This is a genomic window from Streptomyces koelreuteriae, from assembly GCF_018604545.1.
GTDB classification, from domain to species: Bacteria; Actinomycetota; Actinomycetes; order Streptomycetales; family Streptomycetaceae; genus Streptomyces; species Streptomyces koelreuteriae.
Window position 1 is genome coordinate 3,251,892 of record NZ_CP075896.1, and the last position, 23,853, is coordinate 3,275,744.

Consider the following 23,853-nt stretch of genomic DNA (forward strand, 5'->3'; position numbering starts at 1 on the left):
ACATGTGAGGCGGGCGTACGTCTGGCCCGCGACGGCTCCCGCGTTCAGGCAGCGGGGGCCGGGATGCGAGCCGAGTTACTCGGCACCGCCCTGCTCGTCCTGCTTGGCACGGAGCGCGTCCACGGTGCGGACGAGCTTCGACGGCAGCGCCTGGAAGACAGAGGCAGCCTGCGACTGCTTGCCCTTCATGGCACCGGCCAGCTTGGAGAGCAGAACCTCGCGGGACTCGAGGTCCGCAAGCTTCTTGATGTCGTCGGCGGACAGCGCCTTGCCGTCAAGGACACCGCCCTTGATGACGAGGTTGGGGTTGTCCTTGGCGAAGTCACGGAGACCCTTCGCCGCCTCGACCGGGTCACCGGTCACGAAGGCGACGGCCGACGAACCCGTGAAGAGGTCGTCGATCGTGTTGATCCCGGCCTCATTGGCCGCAATCTTGGTCAGCGTGTTCTTCGCCACACGGTAGTTAGCGTTCTCACCGAGTGAACGACGCAGCTGCTGCAGCTGCGCCACGGTGAGACCGGTGTACGCGGTAACGACGGCACCGTTGGAGTTGCGGAACTTGTCCCGCATCTCCTCGACGGCATCGACCTTGTCAGGCCTCGCCATGAGCCTCGGCCTCCTTCCGGGTGATTCGGACCGCGCGGACCCGAAGGAGGACTGGGGAAAACGAAACGCCCCGGCGCAAGCGCACGGGGCGTAGCTCAACCGGTTGTCCGCCGCACAAGGCAGCGAAGTCCAGGAGCTCTTCCAGTGTCACCTGCGCGGGTCGTCCGCCGTTCAGCGGATCCTTCGGCCACCGCGCCCTCTTACGAGCGCGCGGTAACGACCAGCGGTCTTTGGCTTCTACAGGAGGGTACGGGAACGGATCGCCGTCAAGCAAATCCGCCCCGTACGCCGGATCAGCTCGTCTCGAGTTCCTTGAACATCTCGCCCAGGTCCGCGACTTCCTTGGCCGGCGGCGCCTTGACGTCCACCGGCTTGTTGTAGTCGAGGAAGGTGATGGTCATGTCGAGCGGGCCCTTGTCGGCGTCGCCCTTCATGCGGAACTGCTTGGTGTGGTCCTCGCCGTCGATCCACATGTCCATCGCGAGCTTGTCGACGCCGAGCTTCTCGAACTGCTTGATGCTCTTCTCGCGCTGCTCGCGAGTGTCCCCCTTGGCGTCCTTGAGGGAGGCGCGCAGGTCGGCGAGGGTGACCGTGCCCGAGTAGTGGGTCGTCTCGACGCCCTCGACTTTCTCGGAGCCGACCTTCTTCACGTCCTTGGCGCCCGTGAGGAAGGCGGACTGGGCCGCCGGGTTCTGATCGGCCTGGCTCGTGCTCCTGCCCATCTGGTCGAGGTCCTTGCCCGCCTCGGAGCCGGACAGGTCGAACTTGATCCAGCGCTTGCCGTCCATCTCCTTGGCCATGTCGGCTCCCCCACCGAGATACATGGCCTTGTCGACGAGGCGGATCTCCACGGCCTCGGTGGTTCCCTTGTCGGGAGCCGTCATCTTCATGCTCATGGCGATCGTGGGCTTCATGCGCATCGACGCCTCGCCCTTGACCCGGCCCTCACCCGGGCTCGTGCCGCTCAGGCGGTACTGGAGGGACGTGATGTCCTCCGTGTTCTTCGCGGCCTTGGCGACGGCGGCCGCGGGCGTCATCTCCGGCGACTGCTCGGATCCGCAGCCGACCGCCCCGGCGGCGAGAAGCAGCGCGCCCAGCCCGGCGACGGGTATAGATGTCTTCATTGATTCCCCCCAAGGAATGCAGACTTGCTTCACAGCAAGGCCGCGAGCCTATACCAGAGGGGTACAAGTGATCTAACCGAATTGACGGCAACGTCAGGGTGTACCGGTTGTGGCGGGCTTCTTCCGCATCAGGTCCTCGAAGTCCCCGGTGTCGGACTGCGGGGGCCGCTCGGTCCGGATCCGGACGCCGTAGTCGCGGTAGTGCGCGGTCTGGGTCATCCGGCCCGTGGTCATCCGCGCCTTCTCCACCTTCTTGACCAGCAGATCCCGCTCGTCGACCCAGATGTCGACGGTCTCGGTGGTGACACCGGCCTCGGTGAGCTGCTTGCGCAGGCCCTCGTCGGTGACGTCAGCCGCGGCCACCGTGCCGGAGTAGTGCGTGGCGGCCCGGCCGCGCACGGTCTCCTCGCCGACCTTTCTGACGTCGCCGGAGGCCAGCAGGAGTTTCACGGACTGGTTGGGCGTGGTGGTGCGCATCTGGTCGCCGAGGTGCGCCCCGGATCCGCCGGCGAGGGCTTCGAGGTCCTCGTACGCGTACCGGATCCAGTGCCTGCCGCCCGCCTGCTCGGCGAACGTGTCGCCCATGCGCGCGTAGTAGGCGTCGGGCAGGTAGCGGGCCTCCATGGAGGTGGTGCCGAGCCTGCGCATGGTGTCGGCGATCGTGCCACCGGTGTAGGTGATGGTGAGGGTGCCGGTGATGCCGTCGCCCCAGCCGAGGGTGCCGTCGGCGGTCATGGACATCAGCGAGCCCATGGTGGTCGTGGACTCGACCCGGGCGGACTCGGCCCGGGCGGTGGCCCGTTCGGCGGAGCGCAGGGCCGCCAGGGAGGCGGAGCGCGCGGCAGGGTCGTCCTCGCCGGGGCGGTCGGAGGAGTCCGAGAAGGTACAGCCCGTCAGCGCGGTCGCCACCGCGAGCACCAGGCCCACGCGGTGCGCGGTCGTGCCCTGCATACGTCCCCCCGTTCGTATCCGGTTCCCGCACGTTAACCCAGGCCACCGGAGTACGTACCGGAAAAGGGAACGGGCCCCGCACCTGTAAGAGGTGCGGGGCCCGTGACCGGTTGGGCGAGCCGTCAGGCTCAGACCGCGGCCGGGTCCTCCTCGACGAGGAGGTTGCGGGTGCGGTTGGAGTCGACCGGAATGCCGGGGCCCATCGTGGTGCTGATGGCGGCCTTCTTGATGTAGCGACCCTTGGCGGCGGACGGCTTCAGACGGAGGATCTCCTCCAGCGCCGCGCCGTAGTTCTCCACCAGCTTGGTGTCGTCGAACGACGTCTTGCCGATGATGAAGTGCAGGTTCGAGTGCTTGTCGACGCGGAACTCGATCTTGCCGCCCTTGATGTCGTTGACAGCCTTGGTGACATCGGGGGTGACGGTGCCGGTCTTCGGGTTCGGCATCAGACCACGCGGGCCGAGCACGCGGCCGAGGCGGCCGACCTTGCCCATGAGGTCCGGGGTGGCGACGACGGCGTCGAAGTCCAGACGGCCCTTCGACACCTCGTCGATCAGCTCGTCGGCGCCGACGATGTCGGCGCCCGCGGCACGAGCGGCCTCGGCACGGTCACCGGTCGCGAAGACCAGGACCCGGGCGGTCTTACCGGTGCCGTGCGGGAGGTTCACGGTGCCACGGACCATCTGGTCGGCCTTGCGCGGGTCGACACCCAGACGGAAGGCGACCTCGACGGTGCCGTCGAACTTGGTCGTGGAGGTCTCCTTGGCGAGACGGACGGCCTCGAGCGGGGCGTACAGCTTCTCCCGGTCGATCTTGGCGTCCGCAGCGCGAAGGGACTTGCTGCGCTTGCTCACTACTGCTCCTGTGGATTCTTAGGAGTCGTGGTCCGGGCCGAGCCGGCCCTGCCACTTCTGCTGATGGGGTTGGGGCTCAGTCCTCGACCGTGACGCCCATGGAACGGGCGGTGCCGGCGATGATCTTCGCGGCGGCGTCCAGGTCGTTGGCGTTGAGGTCGGGCATCTTGGTCGTGGCGATCTCACGGACCTGGTCACGCGTGATCTTCGCGACCTTGGTCTTGTGCGGCTCGCCCGAGCCCTTCTCGATGCCCGCGGCCTTCAGGATCATCTTGGCGGCCGGCGGGGTCTTGGTGATGAAGGTGAAGGAACGGTCCTCGTAGACCGTGATCTCCACCGGGATGACCCAGCCACGCTGCGACTCGGTCGCGGCGTTGTAGGCCTTGCAGAACTCCATGATGTTGACGCCGTGCTGGCCCAGCGCGGGGCCGACCGGCGGGGCCGGGTTGGCGGCACCGGCCTGGATCTGGAGCTTGATGAGCCCCGTGACCTTCTTCTTCTTGGGAGGCATTGCTCTCTCCGGGTCCTAGTGAGAGTTTTCCAGCCTCCGAACCGGATCATCCGGCTGGAGGCATACCGCACCACGATAACGGGTATCCATGTGCGGCCAAAAACCGAGCAGGTCAGGCAGGCTCCAGGAGCCCGCCTGACCTGCTCGGAAGCTGGTGTGCGTCAGTTCTTCTGGATCTGGTCGAAGGAGAGCTCGACCGGCGTCTCGCGGCCGAAGATCTCGACGAGGCCCTTGACCTTCTTCGAGTCGGGGTTGATCTCGTTGATGGTCGCCTGCAGCGTGGCGAACGGGCCGTCGGTGACGGTGACCGCGTCGCCGACCTCGAAGTCCAGCACCTGGACCTCGACCTTGCGCTGCGGGGCCGGCTTGCCCTCGGCCTCGGCGGCCTCGCGGGCGGCCTTCTCCTCGGCCTCCGGGGCGAGCATCTTGACGATCTCGTCCAGGGTCAGCGGGTACGGGTCGTAGGCGTTGCCCACGAAGCCGGTGACGCCGGGGGTGTTGCGGACGACGCCCCAGGACTCGTTCGTCAGGTCCATGCGGACGAGGACGTAGCCGGGGAGCTTGTTCTGCTTGATCGTCTTGCGGTCGCCGTTCTTGATCTGGACGACCTCTTCCTGCGGCACCTCGGCCTGGAAGATGTAGTCCTCGACGTTCAGCGAGACGGCGCGCTGCTCGAGGTTGGTCTTCACGCGGTTCTCGTAGCCGGCGTAGGTGTGGATGACGTACCACTCGCCGGGCAGGACCCGCAGTTCCTCGCGGAGCTTCTCGATCGGGTCGCGGTCGTCCTCGGGCTCTTCCTCGACGAGTTCTTCCGCGGCCTCTTCGCCGTCGTCCTCGGTCTCCGCCTCGGCGGCGTCGTCCGCGACGGCGTCGGCAGCCTCGACCTCGGCGGAGGTCTCGGTGTCCTCGCTGTCCGCGCCCTCGACGGTGTCGAGCTCGTCCTCGACGGACTCGACAGGCTCGATGGCGTCGTTCACGTTCGGGTCAGACACGGTGGCTGCTTCTTCCTGGATACATAGGGGTGGAACATGCGAAAGGAGCGCCGGGTACCTCGGCGCTCTTCGCGGGCTGCTCAGCCGAACACGTACTTGGCGGCGTTGCTGAGTCCATAGTCAATCACGGTGACCAGGCCGATCATGATGACCACGAAGATGATCACCACGGTCGTGTACGTCGTGAGCTGGTTGCGCGTCGGCCAGACGACCTTGCGCAGCTCCGCGACGATCTGGCGGTAGAAGAGGGCCAGGCGCTTCAGCGGGCCCTTCTTGCCGCGCTTGCCGCCCTTGCGGCCCTTCTTGGACTCCGGCGCCTCATCCTGGGCATCAGGCATGTCGATGGAGCCCACGGCGTCCGTCACTCGTCCTCACCTGATTCCGGGTCGTGGCCGTGCCGCGCCCGGTCTGAGCCGCACGGCGGTGCATTGCTGTACGTACATGCGCACACATCCTGGCGAAGGTGTGTGTAGCAGGGCCGGAGGGACTTGAACCCCCAACCGCTGGTTTTGGAGACCAGTGCTCTACCAATTGAGCTACGACCCTTTGTGTGTCCCCCAACGTACCGCATCCGTCCGGATGCTTGGTGTGCACCGAACGGGCGCGGCCTGCGGGAGGCCAACGAGGTGAGAGTGTACGTGCTCCGCGGCCGGTCGTCGAACAGAAAGGGCCCGCGGGGGCCCTTGTTGGCGCAAGATCGCCCCGAGAGCAGGGAGCCGGCGGCTGGCATCAGGCTGAAGATCGCCCAGGCCGGACGGTCGATCCGTACTGTTGTTCAAGGGTTTGCCCGACGTTGTTCAGTCTGTGAAACCCCCGTGCCGCGAGCGTTTCCGGTCTGAAACGATGGGGCCCATGAGCCCTGCAACCCCTCCCACCGAGCGCCGGGTCTCCGCCCGAGTCGGCGCGATCTCCGAGTCCGCCACCCTCGCCGTGGACGCCAAGGCCAAGGCCCTCAAGGCAGCCGGGCGGCCGGTGATCGGCTTCGGTGCCGGTGAGCCCGACTTCCCCACCCCGGACTACATCGTCGAGGCCGCGATCGAGGCCTGCAAGAACCCGAAGTTCCACCGCTACACGCCGGCCGGCGGTCTGCCCGAGCTGAAGGCCGCGATCGCCGCGAAGACGCTGCGCGACTCGGGCTACGAGGTCGACGCCTCGCAGATCCTCGTCACCAACGGTGGCAAGCAGGCCATCTACGAGGCCTTCGCCGCGATCCTCGACCCGGGCGACGAGGTCATCGTGCCCGCGCCGTACTGGACGACGTACCCGGAGTCGATCCGGCTGGCCGGGGGTGTCCCGGTGGAGGTCGTCGCCGACGAGACGACCGGCTACCGGGTGTCCGTGGAGCAACTGGAGGCGGCCCGTACGGAGAAGACCAAGGTGGTCCTCTTCGTGTCGCCCTCCAACCCGACGGGCGCGGTGTACAGCGAGACCGAGACCGAGGCGATCGGCCGCTGGGCCGCCGAGCACGGCCTGTGGGTGCTGACCGACGAGATCTACGAGCACCTGGTCTACGGCGACGCCTCCGCCGTGTCGCTGCCGGCCGTGGTGCCCGAGCTGCGCGACAAGTGCGTCGTGGTCAACGGTGTCGCGAAGACGTACGCGATGACCGGCTGGCGGGTCGGGTGGATCATCGGCCCGAAGGACGTGGTCAAGGCCGCGACGAACCTGCAGTCCCACGCCACGTCGAACGTGTCCAACGTGGCGCAGGTGGCGGCGCTGGCCGCCGTCTCCGGCGACCTGGACGCGGTCGCGAAGATGCGTGAGGCCTTCGACCGGCGCCGCAAGACGATCGTGCGGATGCTGAACGAGATCGACGGCGTGGTGTGCCCGGAGCCCGAGGGCGCGTTCTACGCGTACCCCTCGGTGAAGGGTCTGGTCGGCAAGGAGATCCGCGGGCGCCGGCCCAAGGACACGGTCGAGCTGGCCGCGCTGATCCTGGAGGAGTCCGAGGTCGCGGTGGTGCCCGGCGAGGCGTTCGGCACGCCCGGGTATCTGCGGCTGTCGTACGCGCTGGGTGACGAGGATCTCGTCGAGGGCGTGAGCCGGATCCAGAAGCTGCTGGCGGAGGCCAGGGACTGACCACTGAGGTGAGCAGTCACGGCGGGCCGTTCCCCTTGCGGGGCGCGGCCCGCTTTGTCGTGTGGGCGTGCGAGCAAGACCACGTTCGGGGAAAACCCTGTCGGGACGGCTGAGGCATACGGCAGGATCCTGGGATGGAGCGTGTACGTGATGTCTCTGAACTGCCGAAAGCCCATCTGCACCTGCACTTCACCGGCTCGATGCGGCCCTCGACCGTGCTGGAACTGGCCGAGAAGTACGGGGTGCGCCTGCCCGACGCGCTGAGCGAGGCGCTGGTCAGCGGGGAGCCTCCGAGACTGCGGGCGACGGACGAGCGGGGCTGGTTCCGCTTTCAGCGGCTGTACGACGCGGCGCGCTCGTGCCTGCGGGAGCCGGAGGACATCCAGCGGCTGGTGCGGGAGGCCGCGGAGGAGGATCTGCGGGACGGCTCGGGGTGGCTGGAGATCCAGGTCGACCCGACGTCGTACGCGCCACGGCTGGGGGGCCTGATCCCGGCGCTGGAGGTCATCCTCGACGCGGTGGAGACGACATCGCGTGAGACGGGGCTCGGTATGCGGGTCCTGGTCGCGGCGAACCGGATGAAGCACCCGCTGGACGCGCGCACCCTGGCCCGGCTGGCGGTGCGGTACGCGGACCGGGGCGTGGTGGGCTTCGGGCTCTCCAACGACGAACGCCGGGGGATGGCCCGGGACTTCGACCGGGCGTTCGGCATCGCGCGGGAGGCCGGGCTGCTGTCGGCGCCGCACGGGGGCGAGCTGACGGGGCCGTCGTCCGTACGGGACTGTCTGGACGACCTGGGTGCGAACCGCTTGGGGCACGGGGTCCGGGCGGCGGAGGACCCGCGGCTGCTGAAGCGGCTGGCCGACCGGGGCGTGACGTGTGAGGTGTGCCCGGCGTCGAACGTGGCGCTCGGTGTCTACGAGAAGCCGGAGGACGTCCCCCTGCGGACTCTGTTCGAGGCGGGTGTCCCGATGGCGCTGGGCGCGGACGATCCCCTGCTGTTCGGGTCCCGGCTGGCGGCGCAGTACGAGATCGCGCGGCAGCACCACGGGTTCACGGACGCGGAGCTGGCGGAGGTGGCCCGGCAGTCGGTGCGGGGGTCGGCGGCACCGGAGGACGTGAAGGAGAAGCTCCTGGCGGGCGTGGACGACTGGCTGCTGTCCTAGCGCCCGCCCTCTCCTACTGGAGGCTGACGCCGACCGTCACCGGCTCATTGACCAGCGTGATGCCGAAGGCCTCGTGGACTCCGGCCACGACCTCACGGGCCAGGGCGAGGAGGTCCTCCGTGGTCGCAGTCCCCCGGTTGGTGAGGGCCAGGGTGTGCTTGGTGGAGATGCGGGCGGGGCCGTCGCCGTAGCCCTTGGTGAAGCCGGCCTTGTCGATCAGCCAGGCGGCGGAGGTCTTGGAGTGGCCGTCTCCCGCCGGGTAGGCGGGGGGCTCGGCGTCGTCGCCCAGGCGCTGCTTCACGCGCGCGCGGAACGTCGCGAAGTCGGTGTCCGTGAGGATCGGGTTGGTGAAGAAGGAGCCGGCCGACCAGGTGTCGTGGTCCTCGGCGTCCAGGACCATGCCCTTGCCGGCGCGCAGCTTGAGCACCGTGTCCCGGGCCGACGCGAGCGGGACGCGGTCGCCCGCTTCGACGCCGAGGGCGCGGGCCGTCTCGGCGTACCGGAGGGGGGCGGAGAGGCCGCCGGCGTCCTCCAGGGCGAAGCGCACGCGCAGCACCACGAAGCGCTCCGGGTCGGACTTGAAGCGGCTGTGGCGGTAGGAGAAGGCGCATTCCTCGTTGGCCAGGGTGACCGTCTCGCCGGTCCGGCGGTCGTAGGCGACGACCTCGGTGATCGTCGAGGAGACCTCCTGGCCGTACGCCCCCACGTTCTGGATGGGGGTCGCGCCCGCCGAGCCGGGGATGCCGGCCAGGCACTCGATGCCCGCGAGGCCCGCCTCCACCGTGCGGGCGACGGCGTCGGTCCACACCTCGCCGGCGGCCAGCTCCAGCCGGGTGCCGTCGAGGGAGAAGCCCTGGGTGGCGATGACGAGGGCGGTGCCTTCGAAGCCCTTGTCGCCGATGACCAGGTTCGAGCCGCCGCCGATGAGCAGCAGGGGGGTGCCCGCCTCGTCGGCTTCGCGGACGGCGGCGATCACCTCGTCGTCCGTCGTCGCGGTGATCAGCCGGGTCGCGGGACCGCCCAGGCGGAAGGTGGTCAGCGGGGCGAGGGGGGCGTCGTGGAGTTCCTGCACGGGCTCAAGAGTACGAGACGGCACTGACAGGGTCGGGCACACGTACGTGCGGCCGTCTTCGCGAGGAAGTCGGCCGCACGCGCGCGTGGCTGTCAGGACAGGCGTCGCATCGCCTCGGACCAGGAGAGCGGGAGTTCGTCACTCTTGGCCTGCCAGGTGGTGAACGCCGCGTCGGCCATCTGCGGGGCGAGGCCCCGGGCGGCCGGTCCGTGGGCGCCCGAGCGGACGAAGTCGCGGAGCGCGGCCTTCGACTCCCAGGCGGACAGCGTCCAGAAGGTCCGCTTGAAGGGCTGCGCCTTCAGGGTGGCCCCGTAGGCGCCCGGGCTCCGGCTCACCTGCCGCCAGACGGCGGGCGTGCCGGCGAGGAACTTGAGCGCTCCCCACAGGGTGCGGGTCTCGAAGCGGGAGGCGAAGACGTGCACCTCGATGCCGTCGGGCGGGGTGTTCGGGACGGTCCAGGGAAGGGTGGGCATGGCGGTTCCTCCTTCGGGTCGTCGATCCTCGTGGTCAGGCGTTGCGGTCAGGCCTTGTGGCCAGGCCTTGGTCAGGCCTTGTGGTCTCAGCGGGAAGCGGTCTCCAGGACGGGCGCCGGTTCGGCAGCGGCCGTCTGCCGCTCGGTGTGCCGCCGGGTCGGGATCAGCAGGGCCGCGATGCCGGCGAGGCCGACCACCGCCGAGCCCGTCACCAGGGCCGGCCGCATGCCGTCGACGAAGGCCTGGCCGGATTCGTAGCCGCCCTGGGACGCGAAGATCGACGCCATGACGGCGATGCCGAGCGCTCCGCCGACCTCGCGCAGGGCGTTGTTCGCGCCGGAGGCGATGCCCTGCTCCTGGGGCCGGACGCTGGACATCACCAGATGGGCGGCGGGGGCGAAGTACAGGGCCATGCCGATGCCGCTGACGATCAGGGCGGGCAGCTGGGCGGCGTAGGAGGCGTCCGGCGTGGCCACGACCGCCATGTAGCCGAGGCCCAGGGCCTGCAGGAACAGACCGGCCGCGACGACCGGGCGGCCACCGATGCGGTCGGCCAGGAGGCCGGCGATCGGGGCGATCAGCATCGGCATACCGGTCCAGGGCAGCATCCTGAGGCCCGCCTCGGTGGGCGAGTAGCCGAGGACGCCCTGCATGTACTGGCTGAGCAGGAAGATCGAGCCGAACATGCCGAGGAACATCAGCAGGCTCGCCGCGTTGATGCCGGCGAACGCCCGGGAGCGGAAGAGCCGCATCGGGAGCATGGGGTTCTTGGCACGGGTGCTGTAGAGGACGAAGCCCACGAGCAGTGCGGTGCCGGCGAACAGGCCCGTCAGGACCAGCGAGCCGGTCCAGCCGTCCACGGGTCCGCGGACCAGGCCGTAGACGATGCCGAAGAGACCGCCGCTGGCGAGCAGGGTGCCGGGGATGTCGAGCGGGGACCCGGTGCCGTGCGACTCGGCGAGGCGGAGGCGGGCGAGCGGCAGCAGGGCCAGGCCCAGCGGGACGTTCAGCCAGAAGATCCACTGCCAGGAGATGTGTTCGGTGAGGGTGCCGCCGACGAGCGGTCCGGAGGCGACGGCCAGTCCGTTGACGGCGCCCCAGATGCCGTACGCCATGCCCCGCTTGGCCGCGGGCACGGCGGCGGTCAGCAGGGTGAGCGTCAGCGGCATCATGATGGCCGCGCCCGCGCCCTGGACCGCGCGGGCGGCGATGAGGGAGTCGATACCGGGTGCCATGGCCGCGGCGGCGGAGGCCCCGGTGAAGACGGCGAGTCCCACTATGAAGAGCCGGCGGCGGCCGAAGCGGTCGCCGAGGGCCGCGCCGAACATCAGCAGGACGGCGAAGGTGAGCGTGTAGGCGCTCACGGTCCATTCCAGGTCGTGCAGGGCGCCGCCGAGATCCTCACGGATAGAGGGCAGGGCGGTGGTGACGACGAGGTTGTCGAGGGCCGCCATGAATCCGGCGACGCTGGTGATGACGAGGGCCCAGGCGGCTCCCCCGCGGCGTGCGGTCTGCTGTGACATCGCTCCCCCAAGGGGTGATTCGTTTGATCGATTAGTAATTGATTACTAACTTTCGCGATCATGAAAAGGCGCGGCAATCCCGCCTTCCCTTGTCAGGTCTCCAGTCGACCCTTGAGCCGCGCCGACGGATACAGCCCCTCCCAGACGCGATGCTCGGGAGGGAAGCCCATGGCCGCCAGGCAGTTGACGAGCATCCCGTAGGCCATGAAGGTCGTCGTCTCGTTGACGTCGGCGCCCAGCGGAACGTGGACGGTGTCCCACAGCCGCATCCAGCCGGCCCGCACCGACTCGCCGAACTCGTGGTCGCCCTCTTCCTCGGCGGCCTTCACGGCGACGTACATCTGCATCTGCATCATGAGCCGCTCGGGCCGCTCCGCGATGACCTTGGTGTACGCGTTGCCCATGGCGTGCAGGGCTTCCTCGCCCTCCAGCCCCTCGGAGGCCTCGGCGAACGTGCGGATCGTGTCCTCCACGCACCGCTGCGCCACCGCCAGGAAGATCGCCTTCTTGCCGGGGAAGAGCCGGAAGAGATACGGCTGCGAGACACCGACCCGCCGGGCGATCGCCTCGGTCGACGTGCCGTGGTAACCGCCGCGGGCGAACTCGATCGTCGCCGCGCGGATGACGCTCTCGCGCCTCTCCTCCGCACTCATCCTGGGCATGCAAGTAAGTTAGTACTTAATCACTAACTACGTCAAGGGGTACCGCGGACAGCTCACGCGTAAGGGGCGCCCCGCAATGGAGAGCGCCCCTTACCTGCTGTCTGTCTCGCCGGCTCAGGCCAGCCGTACGACCGCCCGGGACATGCCCAGCACCTTCTGTCCGGCGCTGGTCGCCGTCAGGTCCACGCGGACGGTGTTGTCGTCGAGCTTGGCCGCGACCTTGGCGGCGACCTCGATCAGGGCGCCCTCGTCGTCGTTGGGGACGACGACCGGCTTGGTGAAGCGGACGCCGTACTCGACGACCGCGCCCGGGTCGCCGGCCCAGTCGGTGACCACGCGGATCGCCTCGGCCATGGTGAACATGCCGTGCGCGATGACGTCCGGCAGGCCGACCTCCTTGGCGAACTTCTCGTTCCAGTGGATCGGGTTGAAGTCGCCGGAGGCGCCTGCGTACTGGACGAGGTCCGCCCGGGTCACGGGGAAGGTCTGCGCGGGCAGTTCGGTGCCGACCTCGACGTCGGAGTAGGAGATCTTCGCCGTCATGGGATCGCTCACGCCTCCTCGGCCGCGCGGGCCACGAGCTTGGTCCAGGCGGTCACGACGTGCTCGCCGGCCTCGTCGTGGACCTCGCCGCGGATGTCCAGGATGTCGTTGCCCGCGAGGGACTTGACGGCCTCGATGGTCGAGGTGACCGTGAGCCGGTCGCCGGCGCGGACCGGGCGGCGGTAGGCGAACTTCTGGTCGCCGTGCACCACCCGGCTGTAGTCCAGGCCGAGCTGGGGGTCCTGGACGACCTGGCCGGCGGCCTTGAAGGTGATCGAGAAGACGAAGGTCGGCGGCGCGATCACGTCGGGGTGGCCGAGCTCCTTGGCCGCCTCCGCGTCCGTGTACGCCGGGTTGGCGTCCCCGACCGCCTCGGCGAACTCACGGATCTTCTCCCGGCCCACCTCGTAGGGCGCGGTGGGCGGGTACGTCCGCCCCACGAAGGACTGGTCGAGCGCCATGGCTCGGCACCTCCTGGTTGCTCTACTGACCGGTACGGGTCATTCAACGACGCGAGGCCGCCCCCGATCACTCGGGAGCGGCCTCGTGTACGAGCCTGTTTTATCGCGTTTCGCGGTGCGCGGTGTGCGCATTGCAACGCGGGCAGTGCTTCTTCATCTCAAGACGGTCCGGGTTGTTACGCCGGTTCTTCTTGGTGATGTAGTTCCGCTCCTTGCACTCCACGCAGGCCAGCGTGATCTTCGGGCGGACGTCGGTGGCAGCCACGTGAGTGCTCCTTGACGAACGGATGGGATGGTTTAACGCATAGAAGAGTAGCCGATCGAAGGACCGACCCCGCAATCGGCTACTGTCAGTAGCGGTGACCGGACTTGAACCGGTGACACAGCGATTATGAGCCGCTTGCTCTACCGACTGAGCTACACCGCTGTGATGCGATCGGATCCCGCCTTGCGACGGGAACCTCACACACCAGAGCCCCAAAACGGAATCGAACCGTTGACCTTCTCCTTACCATGGAGACGCTCTGCCGACTGAGCTATTGGGGCGAGCGATGAAGACATTACACGGTCTGCAGCCGTTCACCCAAATCCGTTTCGGGGCACCCGCCGCGGGCGCTCGGACCGTCCTGCGAGCAGCCTCGCGAGCGCCTTCCCTGCCGCCTCTCCCGCTCCCCTTTCCGCTTCCCTTCCGGCTTCCCTTCCGCACAGCGGGCCACACCGGTACGACTATTGCGCTCCTCCCCGCCATGGGCGGGAGGCCGTCCTAGGCTCGACTCACTCTGCGTGATCATGCGTCCTCCCCGTGCGCAAGCCCGAGCCCCTGGAGTGCGATGCCCGACAGCCGGCCGCAGCCGCCACCGCCCCCGTCGTCGTCCTCGCCGGGTCCGGCCGACCCGTCGTCGCTGCTGCTGTGCGGGGCGCGGCTGACCGACGGCCGGACCGTGGACGTACGGCTGGGCGGCGGGCACATCGAGGCGGTCGGGACGGCCGGCAGCCTGGCGGCGGGCGGCACGCGCGCGTGCGGGGCGCGGGTGGACCTCGGCGGCTATCTGCTCCTGCCGGCCCCGGCCGAACCGCACGCCCACGCCGACACGGCCCTGTCGGCCGACGCCGAGGGCCCCGTCTCGTACGAGCCGCAGGACGTGCAGCGCCGGGCGACCGAGGCCGCGCTGCTCCAGCTCGGGCACGGGGCGACGGCGCTGCGGGCCCACGTGCGCGTGGGGGACGTCCAGGGACTCGGCGCGCTGGAGGCGGTGTTGCAGGCACGGCGGGCGCTACGGGGCCTGGCCGAGCTGACGACGGTGGCGATGCCCCGGGTGCTGACCGGGGTGGCCGGGGCGGACGGGCTGGCGGTGCTGCGGGACGCGGTGAAGATGGGCGCCTCGGTGGTGGGCGGCCGGCCCGACCTCGACCCGGATCCGACGGGGTACGTGGAGGCGGTCCTGGAGGTGGCCTCCGAGCACGGCTGCCCCGTCGACCTGCACACGGACGCCGGGGACCCGGCGCGGCTGGCCCGGCTCGCGGCGATGGCGGGCGGACTGCGCCCCGGCGTGACCCTGAGCCCGTGCGGCGATCTCGGACGGCTGCCCACCGAGGTGGCCTCTCGGACGGCCGACCAGCTCGCGGCGGCCGGGGTGGCGGTGGTGTGCCTGCCGCAGGGCGGCTGCGGTGGCGTGGACCACCGGGGCACGGCTCCCGTACGGCTGCTGCGCGCGGCCGGGGTGCGGGTGGCCGCCGGGAGCGGGGCGCTGCGGGACGTGTCGAACCCCGTGGGGCGTGGCGACCCGCTGGAGGCGGCGTTCCTGCTGGCCTCGCGCTACGGCCTGGCGCCCGAGGAGGCGTACGACGCGGTGAGCGGGTCGGCGCGGGCGGTGCTGGGGCTGCCCGAGGTGCGCGTGGAGGCGGGCTTCCCGGCCGAACTGCTCGCGGTGCGCGGGGACCGGCTGGCGGGGGCGCTCTCGCTGGCGTACAGCCGGGTGGTGGTGCACCGGGGGCGTGTGGTGGCACGGACCAGCGCGGTGCGGGAGTACTGCGATTCGGCGGCCGCGGCGGAACTGGGGCTGCCGCGGCAGGGGCGGGGGCAAGTGTCGTAAGGGCGGGGCGGGGGCCGGTGTGGGGCGCTGGGGTGAGGGGCGGTGGGGGCGTGGCCGAAGTCGTGCGGCGGACGGGGGCGTCCGGGCGTACGGTCGAAGGCATGCGCATTGTCATCGCTGGTGGTCATGGTCAGATCGCGTTGCGGCTGGAGCGGTTGCTCGCCGCGCGCGGGGACGAGGTCGCGGGGATCATCCGCAAGGCCGAACAGTCCGACGATCTGCGGGAGGCCGGTGCCGAACCGGTCGTGCTCGACCTGGAGTCGGCGTCCGTGGACGAGGTCGCGGAGCGGCTACGGGGTGCCGACGCGGCGGTCTTCGCGGCCGGCGCGGGTCCGGGTAGCGGGACGGCCCGCAAGGACACGGTGGACAAGGCCGCGGCGGTCCTCTTCGCGGACGCGGCGGTGAAGGCGGGCGTACGGCGCCTGGTGGTCGTGTCGTCCATGGGCGCCGACCCTCGGCACGAGGGCGACGAGATCTTCGACGTGTACCTGCGCGCCAAGGGCGAGGCGGACGCGTATGTGCGCGGCCTGAACGCCCTGGACTGGACGATCCTGCGGCCCGGTCAGCTCACGGACGACGCCGGCACCGGCCTCGTCCGCCTGGAGGCGCGTACGGGCCGCGGGCCGATCCCGCGTGACGACGTGGCCGCCGTACTGGCGGAGTTGGTGGACACCGCCGCGACGGCCGGGCTCACCCTGGAGCTGATCAGCGGACCGGCGCCGGTGTCCGTGGCGGTGAAGTCGGTGGCGGGGAACTGACGGCTTCCCGGTGGAGTTTCCCTAGAACAGAGGCAGTTGGCCAGGGAAGTCGGGCACCGCGTAGCCGTCCAGGGCCGGTTGCTCCGCACCGAGCAGCGCCTGTCGTCGGGAGCCCGGGCACGAGGTGAGTTCGCCGTGTTCCCGGGCGCCCGGCGGGTCGTGACGCGCGTACCGCCCCGCGACGACGGCGATCTCGCGGCGGCACTGGGGGCAGATTCTGCGGCGGGAGGACATGGAGCCAGTGTGCCGCGCGAGCGGCCTGAGTATGCCTGTCCTCCTCTGCTGCGCGCCCCTTCTCTCTTCGCTCACCGCACCCCCACCCGGGGCTCTTGATTGCCTAAGTCAATCAATGGGCTTGACTGTGTCGGGTCGCATCGCGCTGGGCCGCCGCTCGCGTCAGGTCGCTGAGGGAGGCGGCGAACGCCTGTGGCGGCTGCGGGAGTTCAGCGTGGCAGCCGGCCGGGTGAGATACGCGCCACCCTGCCCCAAGGAACGCGCCACCCTTCGCGGCCACCGCATACGAAAAACCCCCTTCTTCCGCGTCTCCGCAGAGGAAGGGGGTTCTCCCCAGTGTGGCGGCGCCAGGATTCGAACCTGGGAAGGCTGAGCCGGCAGATTTACAGTCTGCTCCCTTTGGCCGCTCGGGCACACCGCCGGGGGTTGCTGCCCTTCGAACCGCTTTTCGGCGGCGCTCCGTGGCAACGACGTAAACAATACCTGATGTGGAGGGGTGCTTCGCCACCCGATTGATCGGCGCCCGGAGGGCGGGGGGTGGCTAGGCTTGTCCGGATGCGGCCCGGGACCTGAACGGGACCGGCGGCCGCCCACGTACGCCGGTACGCACGATACGCACCCCGATACAAGGAGCCACAGGACATGGCCGACTCCAGTTTCGACATCGTCTCGAAGGTCGAGCGGCAGGAGGTCGACAACGCACTCAACCAGGCCGCCAAGGAGATCTCGCAGCGCTACGACTTCAAGGGCGTGGGCGCCTCGATCTCATGGTCCGGTGAGCAGATCCTCATGGAGGCGAACTCCGAGGACCGGGTGAAGGCGATCCTCGACGTCTTCCAGTCCAAGCTGATCAAGCGCGGCATCTCGCTGAAGGCTCTGGACGCGGGCGAGCCCCAGCTCTCCGGCAAGGAGTACAAGATCTTCGCTTCGATCAAGGAGGGCATCTCCCAGGACAACGCGAAGAAGGTGGCGAAGGCCATCCGCGACGAGGGCCCGAAGGGCGTGAAGGCGCAGGTGCAGGGCGAGGAGCTGCGGGTCAGCTCCAAGAGCCGTGACGATCTGCAGGCCGTCATCGCCCTGCTGAAGGAGAAGGACTACGACTTCGCCCTGCAGTTCGTGAACTACCGGTAGGTCCGGTCGGGTCCTCGGGGCTCCCGGTCCGCACTGGTACGAGGAAGGGTGGGCACCTGTCGGTGTCCACCCTTCTCGTCTGCCGGCCGCGTTCGGTGGGCACGCTCAGCTGCGCGAGTTGCCGAACAGGAGGCGGTAGGCGACCAGGAGGACGAGCGATCCGCCGATCGCCGCGGCCCAGGTCGTGCCGTCGTAGAAGTCCTTGGTGATCGGGTGGTCCATCCAGCGGGCCGATATCCAGCCGCCGATGAAGGCGCCCGCGACGCCGATCAGGGTCGTGCCGATGAGGCCGCCCGGGTCGCGCCCCGGCAGCAGGAATTTCGCGATGGCTCCGGCCAAGAGTCCGAGGATGATCCAGCTGATAATGGTCATGCCGTGAACCTGCCCTTTCACGCTGTGCCCGCACTGTCCCGGCCATGTGATCTTGCTCCCGGCGGGCCGTGCCCGTGCGTCGTACGTCGGGCGTTCCGCGCGCGTCGTCCTTGCCGCGCGCTGTCACGCCGTCTTGGTCAGGAGGACGTCCTGGCGGCGACCGCCGGTTGCACTGATCAGTAGGGTGCGACGCATGAACGCCTCCGGTTCCGGACTGCGCCGTACCCTCGGCGTGGGGGACGCCGTCGTCATCGGAGTCGGCTCGATGATCGGAGCCGGGATCTTCGCCGCCCTCGCGCCGGCAGCGCACGCGGCCGGGTCCGGGTTGCTCCTCGGGCTCGCCGTCGCCGCCGTCGTCGCCTACTGCAACGCCACGTCGTCGGCTCGCCTCGCCGCCCTGTATCCCGCCTCGGGCGGCACGTACGTCTACGGGCGTGAGCGGCTCGGGGAGTTCTGGGGGTATCTCGCGGGCTGGTCGTTCGTGGTCGGGAAGACGGCCTCCTGTGCGGCGATGGCGCTCACCGTGGGCACGTACGTCTGGCCGGGACAGGCGCATGCGGTGGCGGTCGCGGTCGTGGTGGCGCTGACCGCGGTGAACTACGGCGGGATCCAGAAGTCCGCGTGGCTGACGCGGGTGATCGTGGCGGTGGTCCTGGCTGTCCTCGCTTCCGTGGTGGTCGGGTGTCTGGTGTCCGGTGCGGCGGACGCCGGGCGGCTGGGCATCGGGGCCTCGGGCGGTGCGGGCGGAGTGCTTCAGGCGGCCGGCCTGCTGTTCTTCGCGTTCGCGGGGTACGCCCGTATCGCGACCCTCGGTGAGGAGGTACGCGACCCGGCGCGCACCGTTCCGCGCGCGATTCCGCTGGCGTTGGGCATCACGCTGGTGGTGTACGCGTGTGTGGCGGTGGCTGTCCTTTCGGTGCTCGGGTCGGACGGTCTCGTGGACGCGGCGGCGCCACTGGCCGACGCGGTGCGGGCGGCCGGGGTCCCCTGGCTCGTGCCGGTGGTGCGGGTCGGTGCGGCCGTGGCCGCGCTGGGCTCACTGCTGGCTCTGATCCTCGGGGTCTCGCGGACGACGCTGGCCATGGCCCGGGACCGGCATCTGCCGGGGGCGCTGGCGGTCGTGCATCCTCGGTTCCAGGTGCCGCACCGGGCGGAGCTGGCGGTGGGTGCGGTGGTCGCGGTCCTGGCCGCCACGGTGGACGTCCGGGGCGCGATCGGGTTCTCCTCCTTCGGTGTGCTGGCCTACTACGCCGTGGCCAACGCGTCGGCGTGGACGCTGGATTCGGCATCCGTATCGGCATCGACGGTGCCGGCGGCTCGGTTGGTCGCGGGAGTCGGGCTGGCCGGGTGCGTGGTGCTGGCGTTCTCGCTGCCGGCGGTTTCGGTGGTCGTGGGAGCGGGTGTGCTGGTGGTGGGCGCCGTTGTGTATGGAGTGCGACGGTGGGCTGGGACCAGGGCGGGGAGTGCGTAGGACCGCGAGGCAGTGGGGACAGGCACTCCGCCACCGGTGCTGGCCAGGCTCTCTTGTCCCCTGGCAACTGCTCGATCGCGGTCATGGGTTCATCATGCGGGCCGCCGCTGACAGCCGGGCGGGCCTGTGGACAACCCCCGGTCTGTGGAAACCGGGCCGCGCGGCCTCGCGGTCAGCATGCGGTGAAGGGCTCGTCGGTCCGGACGATGTCGCGGCCGAGCGGGAGCAGCGAGACCGGGATGAGCTTGAAGTTGGCGATGCCGAGCGGGATGCCGATGATCGTGACGCACAGGGCGATGCCGGTGGCGATGTGGCCGAGGGTCAGCCACCAGCCCGCGAGCACCAGCCACAGCACGTTGCCCACGCAGGACGGCGCGCCCGCGTCGTGGCGCTCGACCGTCGTGTACCCGAAGGGCCACAGGGCGTAGACGCCGATGCGGAAGGCCGCTATGCCGAACGGGATCCCGATGATGGTGATGCAGAGGAGCAGGCCCGCGAGCATATAGGCGAGGAACAGCCAGAAGCCGCTCAGGACGAGCCATATGACGTTGAGAATGGTCCTCATTGCTTCCCACCTGCCATCTTCTCTAGCCGGGCGATGCGTTCCGCCATCGGCGGGTGTGTGGAGAACATCTTCGAGAGGCCCTGGCCGGGGCGGAACGGGTTCGCGATCATCATGTGACTGGCGGTCTCGATACGCGGCTCGGGGGGCAGCGGGAGCTGCTTCGTGCCGAGTTCGAGCTTGCGCAGGGCGCTGGCCAGGGCCTGTGGGTCGCCGGTGAGCTGGGCGCCGGAGGCGTCCGCCTGGTACTCCCGGGAGCGGCTGATGGCCAGTTGGATGAGCGAGGCGGCGAGCGGGCCCAGGATCATGATCAGCAGCATGCCGAGCAGACCGGGGCCGTCGTCGTCGTCCGAGCGCCCGATCGGGATCAGCCAGGCGAAGTTGACCAGGAACATGATCACGGAGGCGAGGGCACCGGCGACCGACGAGATGAGGATGTCGCGGTTGTAGACGTGGCTGAGCTCGTGGCCGATGACTCCGCGCAGCTCGCGCTCGTCCAGGAGGCGCAGGATTCCTTCGGTGCAGCACACGGCGGCGTTGCGCGGGTTGCGGCCCGTGGCGAAGGCGTTGGGCGCCTCCGTCGGGGAGATGTACAGACGCGGCATGGGCTGGCGGGCCTGGGTGGAGAGCTCGCGGACCATGCGGTAGAGCCCAGGGGCCTCGAACTCGCTCACCGGGCGGGCCCGCATCGCGCGCAGTGCCAGTTTGTCGCTGTTCCAGTAGGCGTACGCGTTGGTGGCCAGCGCTACCAGGACGGCGATGACGAGCCCCATGCGGCCGAAAAAGCTGCCGATGACGATGATGAGGGCGGACAGTCCTCCGAGGAGGACTGCGGTCCTGAGCCCGTTGTGCCGGCGGTGCACGGTACGCCCTCCAAGTGGTGCGGCAGGGGGACCCTTGCTCGGTGATCTGCGGTGCCACTGGTGCCGTGGTGTCACGTCCAGTGGACCCTCCCGTACTGGTCAACGCCAGGCGGGGGGCACTAGTTCCCTTGTGCGTGCGGCGCCGGGTTTGGGCCGTCCGGGTGAACGGCGCCAGGAAGCGGCACGCGCGCGCAGGGAGGCGGGTGCCCCACGCGCGCGTGGCGAAAGCGGCTGTCGTTCAGTGGCCGGCGTTCAGAAGAGGGCGGTGTCGGTGAAGCGCAGGACGAGCTGGGGTGCCCCCGACAGGACAATGCCGAGGACGCCGGTCAGTGCGATCGCTGCGGTGAGAGGGACGGGGACGCGGTGCTTCTGGGGCTCGCCCTCGGGGGCGCGGAAGAGCAGGGTCGTCCACTGGAGGTAGTAGAACAGCGCGATGACGACGTTGACGGCCATGATCACGGCCAGCCAGCCGAGGCCGGCGTCGACGGCCGCCGCGAAGACGGTGACCTTGGCGAAGAGGCCGATGATGCCCGGCGGCAGTCCGGCGAGGCAGAGCAGGAAGAACGCGAGGATCAGGGCGGACAGAGGGTTCGACGCGTACAGGCCTCGGTAGTCGGCGACGCGGTTGAGGGACTTCGTACGGCCGACAAGGGCGGCCACGGCGAAGGCGCCGAGGTTCACGGCGCCGTACATCAGGGCGTAGGCGACGGTGGAGCCGATCGACTTCTCGGCGTCCCCGGAGTACCCGGCGGCGGCGATCGGGACGAGCAGGTAGCCGGCCTGGCCGACGGACGACCAGGCGAGCAGGCGGACCGCGCTGTACGCGCGCGTGGCCTGCTGACGCAGGGCTCCGACGTTGCCCACGGTCATGGTGAGCGCGGCCAGGACCGCCAGGGCCGGGCCCCAGAGATCGGCGTACGACGGGAGGGCCACGACCGTGACGAGGATCAGGCCGCTGAAGCCGACCGCCTTGCCGATGACCGACAGGTAGGCGGCGATGGGCAGGGGCGCGCCCACGTAGGTGTCGGGCACCCAGAAGTGGAAGGGCACGGCGGCCGTCTTGAAGGCGAAGCCGACGAGGGTGAGGACGACGCCGGTCTGGGCGAGCGTGTGGAGCTGTCCGTCGACGTTCTGGATGCGGTCGGCGACCTGGGTGAGGTACAGGGTGCCCGTGGAGGCGTACACGAAGCTGATGCCCATGAGGCTGACCGCGGTCGCGGTGACCGAGGACAGGAAGAACTTCAGGGCCGCTTCGGAGGACTTCCGGTCGCCGTACTTGAGGCCGACGAGCGCGAAGGCAGGCAGGGAGGCGACCTCCAGGGCGACGATCAGGGTCGCGAGGTCGCGGGAGGCGGGCAGGAGGGCGGCGCCGGCCGCGGAGGACAGCAGCAGGAACCAGTACTCCCCCTCGGGGAGCTCCTTGCGGCCGTCCTTCAGGGCGGTGACCGACAGAAGGGCGGTGAGGAGGGCCCCGCCGAGGACCAGGAACTGGATGACCAGGGTGAAGCGGTCCGCCGTGTAGCTGCAGACGGTGGCGTCGCCGGTCAGGCAGAAGGTGCTGCGGTCGCCGTCCAGGAGGGGCAGCAGCATCAGGGTGGCGGCGGCCAGGCCCGCCACCGACGTCCAGCCGAGCAGCGCCTTGCGGTGCTCGGCGACGAACAGGTCGGCGACCAGGACGACGAGTCCGACGACCGCCGTGAGGGTGGGCGGCGCGATCGCGAGCCAGTCGACGGACTGGACCAGCGACGCGGCCAGGGGCTGGGCCGGGGAGCTCATCGGTTGCCTCCTGCGAGGAGCTGCTGGACGGCCGGGTCGCTCAGGCCGAGGAGGGCCTTGGGCCACAGGCCCGCGACGACCGTGAGGGCGACGAGCGGGGCCCAGGCCGCGAACTCGTAGGAGCGGACGTCGGGGAGCGCCGGGGCGTCCTTCGGCAGGGCGCCCATGCAGACGCGGCGGACCACGATCAGCAGGTACGCGGCCGTCAGCAGGGTGCCGAACGCGGCGATCGCCATGAAGGTGAGGAAGGCGGGGCGGCTGAGGCCCGCGGCGGGCTGGAACGCGCCGAAGAGGGCCAGCATCTCGCCCCAGAAGCCGGCCAGGCCCGGCAGGCCGAGCGAGGCGACCGCGGCGAAGGCGAGCAGGCCGCCGAGGCGCGGGGCCTTGCCGTAGAGGGCGGCTCCGGTCTCCTCGGCGAGGGTGTCGAGGTCGGTGGTGCCGGTGCGGTCCTTCAGGGCGCCGACCAGGAAGAAGAGCAGGCCGGTGATGAGGCCGTGGGCGATGTTGGCGAAGAGGGCGCCGTTCACGCCGGTCGGGGTCATGGCGGCGATGCCGAGCAGGACGAAGCCCATGTGACCGACGGACGAGTAGGCGATGAGGCGCTTGAGGTCGCCCTTCGCGCCCTGCTTGGCGAGGGCCAGGCAGGCCAGGGATCCGTAGATGATGCCGACGACGGCGAATGCCGCGAGGTAGGGCGCGAAGGTGCGGAATCCGTCGGGCGCGATGGGGAGCAGGATGCGGACGAATCCGTACGTACCCATCTTCAGCAGGACACCGGCCAGCAGGACCGAGCCGACGGTCGGCGCGGCGGTGTGGGCGTCGGGCAGCCAGCTGTGCAGCGGCCACATCGGCGTCTTGACCGCGAGCCCGATCCCGATCGACAAAACGGCGATGACCTGCACGGATGCGGTCAGCGACCGGCCGTTGTCAGTGGCGAGTGCCATCATGTCGAACGTGCCCGCCTTGAGCCCGATCAGGAGCAGGCCGAGCAGCATGACCACGGAGCCGAGCAGCGTGTAGAGGATGAACCGCCAGGCGGCCTGGCTCCGGCCCTCACCGCCCCAGCGGGCGATGAGGAAGTACATCGGGATGAGGACCATCTCGAAGGCGAGGAAGAACAGCAGCAGGTCGAGGACGGCGAAGGTCGCGAGGGTGCCGGACTCCAGGAGGAGCAGCAGGGCGACGAAGGCCTTCGGGGTCGGGCCTTCAGGCATCTTGAAGTACGAGTAGAGCGCGCAGAGGAAGGTCAGCAGCGCGCTCAGGACCAGAAGGGGGAGGGAGATGCCGTCGATGCCGAGGTGGATGCGTACGTCGAGTGCGGGGATCCAGCTGATGTCCGTGCTGGCCTGCATCTTCGACGGCTGGTCGTGGTCGAAGCCGAGCGCGAGGACGATCGCCGCGATGAGGACCGCGCCGGTGACGGTGACGCCGTGCCGGAGCACCGCCTGCTCGGGTGACTTCCCCTTCAGCCCGGGCGGGGCAGGCAGGAGAGCCGCGGCGGCGCCGAGGAGCGGGCCGACGACGATGAACGCCAGAAGGACCTGCATCACGGACTCGTTGATATCGATCACGCCTG

26 protein-coding genes and 4 tRNA genes are annotated in these 23,853 nt (G+C 69.8%); 6 read left to right on the plus strand and 24 right to left on the minus strand.

Annotated elements, in window-relative coordinates; genetic code table 11:
- Window positions 1-75: 75 nt before the first annotated feature.
- The 8 genes from rplJ to KJK29_RS14375 form a co-directional block, all read right to left on the minus strand.
- A complete protein-coding gene (gene rplJ / locus KJK29_RS14340; protein WP_215119470.1) occupies window positions 76-606 on the minus strand; it encodes a 50S ribosomal protein L10 in 531 nt (176 codons plus the stop codon).
- Between the two features lie 293 nt (window positions 607-899).
- Entirely contained in the window at window positions 900-1,730 is an 831-nt protein-coding gene (locus tag KJK29_RS14345) for a LolA-like protein (protein WP_215119472.1), read from the minus strand.
- A 93-nt stretch (window positions 1,731-1,823) separates the two neighbouring features.
- On the minus strand, window positions 1,824-2,681 hold the full coding sequence (locus KJK29_RS14350) for a LolA-like protein (protein ID WP_215119477.1): 858 nt from the start codon (window positions 2,679-2,681) through the stop codon (window positions 1,824-1,826).
- Window positions 2,682-2,809: 128 nt separating this feature from the next.
- Complete coding sequence (rplA, locus tag KJK29_RS14355; protein ID WP_215119478.1) at window positions 2,810-3,535, minus strand: 50S ribosomal protein L1; 726 nt, start codon at window positions 3,533-3,535, stop codon at window positions 2,810-2,812.
- A 76-nt stretch (window positions 3,536-3,611) separates the two neighbouring features.
- A complete protein-coding gene (gene rplK / locus KJK29_RS14360) occupies window positions 3,612-4,046 on the minus strand; it encodes a 50S ribosomal protein L11 (RefSeq protein ID WP_031141270.1) in 435 nt (144 codons plus the stop codon).
- Window positions 4,047-4,207: 161 nt separating this feature from the next.
- The gene (gene nusG / locus KJK29_RS14365) at window positions 4,208-5,038 is read right to left on the minus strand and encodes a transcription termination/antitermination protein NusG (RefSeq protein WP_215119481.1); all 831 of its coding nucleotides are present in this window, start codon (window positions 5,036-5,038) and stop codon (window positions 4,208-4,210) included.
- Window positions 5,039-5,118: 80 nt separating this feature from the next.
- The gene (secE, locus tag KJK29_RS14370) at window positions 5,119-5,403 is read right to left on the minus strand and encodes a preprotein translocase subunit SecE (RefSeq protein WP_215119482.1); all 285 of its coding nucleotides are present in this window, start codon (window positions 5,401-5,403) and stop codon (window positions 5,119-5,121) included.
- Between the two features lie 108 nt (window positions 5,404-5,511).
- Window positions 5,512-5,584, minus strand: a tRNA-Trp gene (locus KJK29_RS14375).
- A gap of 306 nt (window positions 5,585-5,890) precedes the next feature.
- On the opposite strand from KJK29_RS14375, the gene KJK29_RS14380 reads away from it, so the two are divergent.
- Both KJK29_RS14380 and KJK29_RS14385 read left to right on the plus strand, forming a co-directional pair.
- Window positions 5,891-7,117 carry a pyridoxal phosphate-dependent aminotransferase gene (locus KJK29_RS14380; protein ID WP_215119484.1) on the plus strand — a complete coding sequence of 409 codons (1,227 nt, stop codon included), beginning with the start codon at window positions 5,891-5,893 and terminating at the stop codon, window positions 7,115-7,117.
- A 134-nt stretch (window positions 7,118-7,251) separates the two neighbouring features.
- Window positions 7,252-8,283 (plus strand): adenosine deaminase, encoded by a 1,032-nt coding sequence (locus KJK29_RS14385; RefSeq protein WP_215119488.1) that lies wholly within the window; start codon window positions 7,252-7,254, stop codon window positions 8,281-8,283.
- Window positions 8,284-8,296: 13 nt separating this feature from the next.
- On the opposite strand, the gene KJK29_RS14390 is transcribed toward KJK29_RS14385, so the two are convergent.
- The 9 genes from KJK29_RS14390 to KJK29_RS14430 all read right to left on the minus strand — a co-directional run bounded on the left by KJK29_RS14390 (window position 8,297) and on the right by KJK29_RS14430 (window position 13,563).
- Window positions 8,297-9,355 (minus strand): UDP-N-acetylmuramate dehydrogenase, encoded by a 1,059-nt coding sequence (locus KJK29_RS14390; protein WP_215119490.1) that lies wholly within the window; start codon window positions 9,353-9,355, stop codon window positions 8,297-8,299.
- A 92-nt stretch (window positions 9,356-9,447) separates the two neighbouring features.
- Window positions 9,448-9,828, minus strand: a complete 381-nt coding sequence (locus KJK29_RS14395) for a DUF3291 domain-containing protein (protein WP_215119491.1) — start codon at window positions 9,826-9,828, stop codon at window positions 9,448-9,450.
- 86 nt (window positions 9,829-9,914) lie between these two features.
- A complete protein-coding gene (locus tag KJK29_RS14400) occupies window positions 9,915-11,351 on the minus strand; it encodes an MFS transporter (protein ID WP_215119492.1) in 1,437 nt (478 codons plus the stop codon).
- A gap of 92 nt (window positions 11,352-11,443) precedes the next feature.
- Window positions 11,444-12,013, minus strand: coding sequence for a TetR/AcrR family transcriptional regulator (locus KJK29_RS14405; RefSeq protein ID WP_215119495.1), 570 nt, complete (start codon window positions 12,011-12,013; stop codon window positions 11,444-11,446).
- 114 nt (window positions 12,014-12,127) lie between these two features.
- Window positions 12,128-12,556 carry a MaoC family dehydratase gene (locus KJK29_RS14410; protein WP_215124279.1) on the minus strand — a complete coding sequence of 143 codons (429 nt, stop codon included), beginning with the start codon at window positions 12,554-12,556 and terminating at the stop codon, window positions 12,128-12,130.
- 8 nt (window positions 12,557-12,564) lie between these two features.
- The gene (locus tag KJK29_RS14415) at window positions 12,565-13,017 is read right to left on the minus strand and encodes a MaoC family dehydratase N-terminal domain-containing protein (protein WP_215119497.1); all 453 of its coding nucleotides are present in this window, start codon (window positions 13,015-13,017) and stop codon (window positions 12,565-12,567) included.
- A 100-nt stretch (window positions 13,018-13,117) separates the two neighbouring features.
- Entirely contained in the window at window positions 13,118-13,282 is a 165-nt protein-coding gene (rpmG, locus tag KJK29_RS14420) for a 50S ribosomal protein L33 (protein WP_003948671.1), read from the minus strand.
- 89 nt (window positions 13,283-13,371) lie between these two features.
- Window positions 13,372-13,444, minus strand: a tRNA-Met gene (locus tag KJK29_RS14425).
- Between the two features lie 46 nt (window positions 13,445-13,490).
- A tRNA-Thr gene (locus KJK29_RS14430) sits at window positions 13,491-13,563 on the minus strand.
- A 284-nt stretch (window positions 13,564-13,847) separates the two neighbouring features.
- Between KJK29_RS14430 and KJK29_RS14435 the strand changes: the two genes are divergently transcribed.
- Both KJK29_RS14435 and KJK29_RS14440 read left to right on the plus strand, forming a co-directional pair.
- A complete protein-coding gene (locus KJK29_RS14435; protein ID WP_215119499.1) occupies window positions 13,848-15,110 on the plus strand; it encodes an amidohydrolase family protein in 1,263 nt (420 codons plus the stop codon).
- A 101-nt stretch (window positions 15,111-15,211) separates the two neighbouring features.
- Complete coding sequence (locus KJK29_RS14440; protein ID WP_215119500.1) at window positions 15,212-15,868, plus strand: NAD(P)H-binding protein; 657 nt, start codon at window positions 15,212-15,214, stop codon at window positions 15,866-15,868.
- 21 nt (window positions 15,869-15,889) lie between these two features.
- Here the strand turns inward: KJK29_RS14440 and KJK29_RS14445 are convergent, their stop codons facing one another.
- Both KJK29_RS14445 and KJK29_RS14450 read right to left on the minus strand, forming a co-directional pair.
- Entirely contained in the window at window positions 15,890-16,102 is a 213-nt protein-coding gene (locus tag KJK29_RS14445; RefSeq protein WP_215119502.1) for a hypothetical protein, read from the minus strand.
- Between the two features lie 339 nt (window positions 16,103-16,441).
- Window positions 16,442-16,523, minus strand: a tRNA-Tyr gene (locus tag KJK29_RS14450).
- 221 nt (window positions 16,524-16,744) lie between these two features.
- Here KJK29_RS14450 and KJK29_RS14455 point away from each other — a divergent pair.
- On the plus strand, window positions 16,745-17,233 hold the full coding sequence (locus KJK29_RS14455; protein WP_215119503.1) for a YajQ family cyclic di-GMP-binding protein: 489 nt from the start codon (window positions 16,745-16,747) through the stop codon (window positions 17,231-17,233).
- A gap of 105 nt (window positions 17,234-17,338) precedes the next feature.
- Here KJK29_RS14455 and KJK29_RS14460 read toward each other — a convergent pair whose 3' ends face one another.
- Window positions 17,339-17,605, minus strand: coding sequence for a GlsB/YeaQ/YmgE family stress response membrane protein (locus KJK29_RS14460; protein ID WP_215119504.1), 267 nt, complete (start codon window positions 17,603-17,605; stop codon window positions 17,339-17,341).
- A 193-nt stretch (window positions 17,606-17,798) separates the two neighbouring features.
- On the opposite strand from KJK29_RS14460, the gene KJK29_RS14465 reads away from it, so the two are divergent.
- Complete coding sequence (locus KJK29_RS14465) at window positions 17,799-19,076, plus strand: APC family permease (RefSeq protein ID WP_215119506.1); 1,278 nt, start codon at window positions 17,799-17,801, stop codon at window positions 19,074-19,076.
- Between the two features lie 172 nt (window positions 19,077-19,248).
- Here the strand turns inward: KJK29_RS14465 and KJK29_RS14470 are convergent, their stop codons facing one another.
- The 4 genes from KJK29_RS14470 to KJK29_RS14485 form a co-directional block, all read right to left on the minus strand.
- Window positions 19,249-19,641 carry a YccF domain-containing protein gene (locus KJK29_RS14470; protein WP_215119508.1) on the minus strand — a complete coding sequence of 131 codons (393 nt, stop codon included), beginning with the start codon at window positions 19,639-19,641 and terminating at the stop codon, window positions 19,249-19,251.
- Window positions 19,638-20,501: a zinc metalloprotease HtpX gene (gene htpX, locus KJK29_RS14475; protein WP_215119509.1), complete on the minus strand. Its 864-nt coding sequence runs from the start codon at window positions 20,499-20,501 to the stop codon at window positions 19,638-19,640. Before htpX ends, KJK29_RS14470 begins: the two co-directional genes overlap by 4 nt.
- Before the next feature lie 252 nt (window positions 20,502-20,753).
- Window positions 20,754-22,277: an NADH-quinone oxidoreductase subunit N gene (locus KJK29_RS14480; RefSeq protein ID WP_215119510.1), complete on the minus strand. Its 1,524-nt coding sequence runs from the start codon at window positions 22,275-22,277 to the stop codon at window positions 20,754-20,756.
- Window positions 22,274-23,848 carry a complex I subunit 4 family protein gene (locus KJK29_RS14485; protein ID WP_215119511.1) on the minus strand — a complete coding sequence of 525 codons (1,575 nt, stop codon included), beginning with the start codon at window positions 23,846-23,848 and terminating at the stop codon, window positions 22,274-22,276. Before KJK29_RS14485 ends, KJK29_RS14480 begins: the two co-directional genes overlap by 4 nt.
- Window positions 23,849-23,853: the final 5 nt, after the last annotated feature.

Bases quoted from the DNA above. Each gene is read 5' to 3' on its own strand.
- KJK29_RS14395 (WP_215119491.1), bottom strand. From the start codon at position 9,828: ATGCCCACCCTTCCCTGGACCGTCCCGAACACCCCGCCCGACGGCATC.
- KJK29_RS14345 (WP_215119472.1), bottom strand. From the start codon at position 1,730: ATGAAGACATCTATACCCGTCGCCGGGCTGGGCGCGCTGCTTCTCGCC.
- KJK29_RS14440 (WP_215119500.1), top strand. From the start codon at position 15,212: ATGCGCATTGTCATCGCTGGTGGTCATGGTCAGATCGCGTTGCGGCTG.
- rplJ (WP_215119470.1), bottom strand. From the start codon at position 606: ATGGCGAGGCCTGACAAGGTCGATGCCGTCGAGGAGATGCGGGACAAG.
- KJK29_RS14350 (WP_215119477.1), bottom strand. From the start codon at position 2,681: ATGCAGGGCACGACCGCGCACCGCGTGGGCCTGGTGCTCGCGGTGGCG.
- KJK29_RS14455 (WP_215119503.1), top strand. From the start codon at position 16,745: ATGGCCGACTCCAGTTTCGACATCGTCTCGAAGGTCGAGCGGCAGGAG.
- rplK (WP_031141270.1), bottom strand. From the start codon at position 4,046: ATGCCTCCCAAGAAGAAGAAGGTCACGGGGCTCATCAAGCTCCAGATC.
- KJK29_RS14460 (WP_215119504.1), bottom strand. From the start codon at position 17,605: ATGACCATTATCAGCTGGATCATCCTCGGACTCTTGGCCGGAGCCATC.
- KJK29_RS14385 (WP_215119488.1), top strand. From the start codon at position 7,252: ATGGAGCGTGTACGTGATGTCTCTGAACTGCCGAAAGCCCATCTGCAC.
- KJK29_RS14480 (WP_215119510.1), bottom strand. From the start codon at position 22,277: ATGAGCTCCCCGGCCCAGCCCCTGGCCGCGTCGCTGGTCCAGTCCGTC.
- KJK29_RS14465 (WP_215119506.1), top strand. From the start codon at position 17,799: ATGAACGCCTCCGGTTCCGGACTGCGCCGTACCCTCGGCGTGGGGGAC.
- KJK29_RS14410 (WP_215124279.1), bottom strand. From the start codon at position 12,556: ATGACGGCGAAGATCTCCTACTCCGACGTCGAGGTCGGCACCGAACTG.
- KJK29_RS14470 (WP_215119508.1), bottom strand. From the start codon at position 19,641: ATGAGGACCATTCTCAACGTCATATGGCTCGTCCTGAGCGGCTTCTGG.
- KJK29_RS14380 (WP_215119484.1), top strand. From the start codon at position 5,891: ATGAGCCCTGCAACCCCTCCCACCGAGCGCCGGGTCTCCGCCCGAGTC.
- KJK29_RS14405 (WP_215119495.1), bottom strand. From the start codon at position 12,013: ATGCCCAGGATGAGTGCGGAGGAGAGGCGCGAGAGCGTCATCCGCGCG.
- KJK29_RS14415 (WP_215119497.1), bottom strand. From the start codon at position 13,017: ATGGCGCTCGACCAGTCCTTCGTGGGGCGGACGTACCCGCCCACCGCG.
- KJK29_RS14400 (WP_215119492.1), bottom strand. From the start codon at position 11,351: ATGTCACAGCAGACCGCACGCCGCGGGGGAGCCGCCTGGGCCCTCGTC.
- KJK29_RS14435 (WP_215119499.1), top strand. From the start codon at position 13,848: ATGCCCGACAGCCGGCCGCAGCCGCCACCGCCCCCGTCGTCGTCCTCG.
- KJK29_RS14445 (WP_215119502.1), bottom strand. From the start codon at position 16,102: ATGTCCTCCCGCCGCAGAATCTGCCCCCAGTGCCGCCGCGAGATCGCC.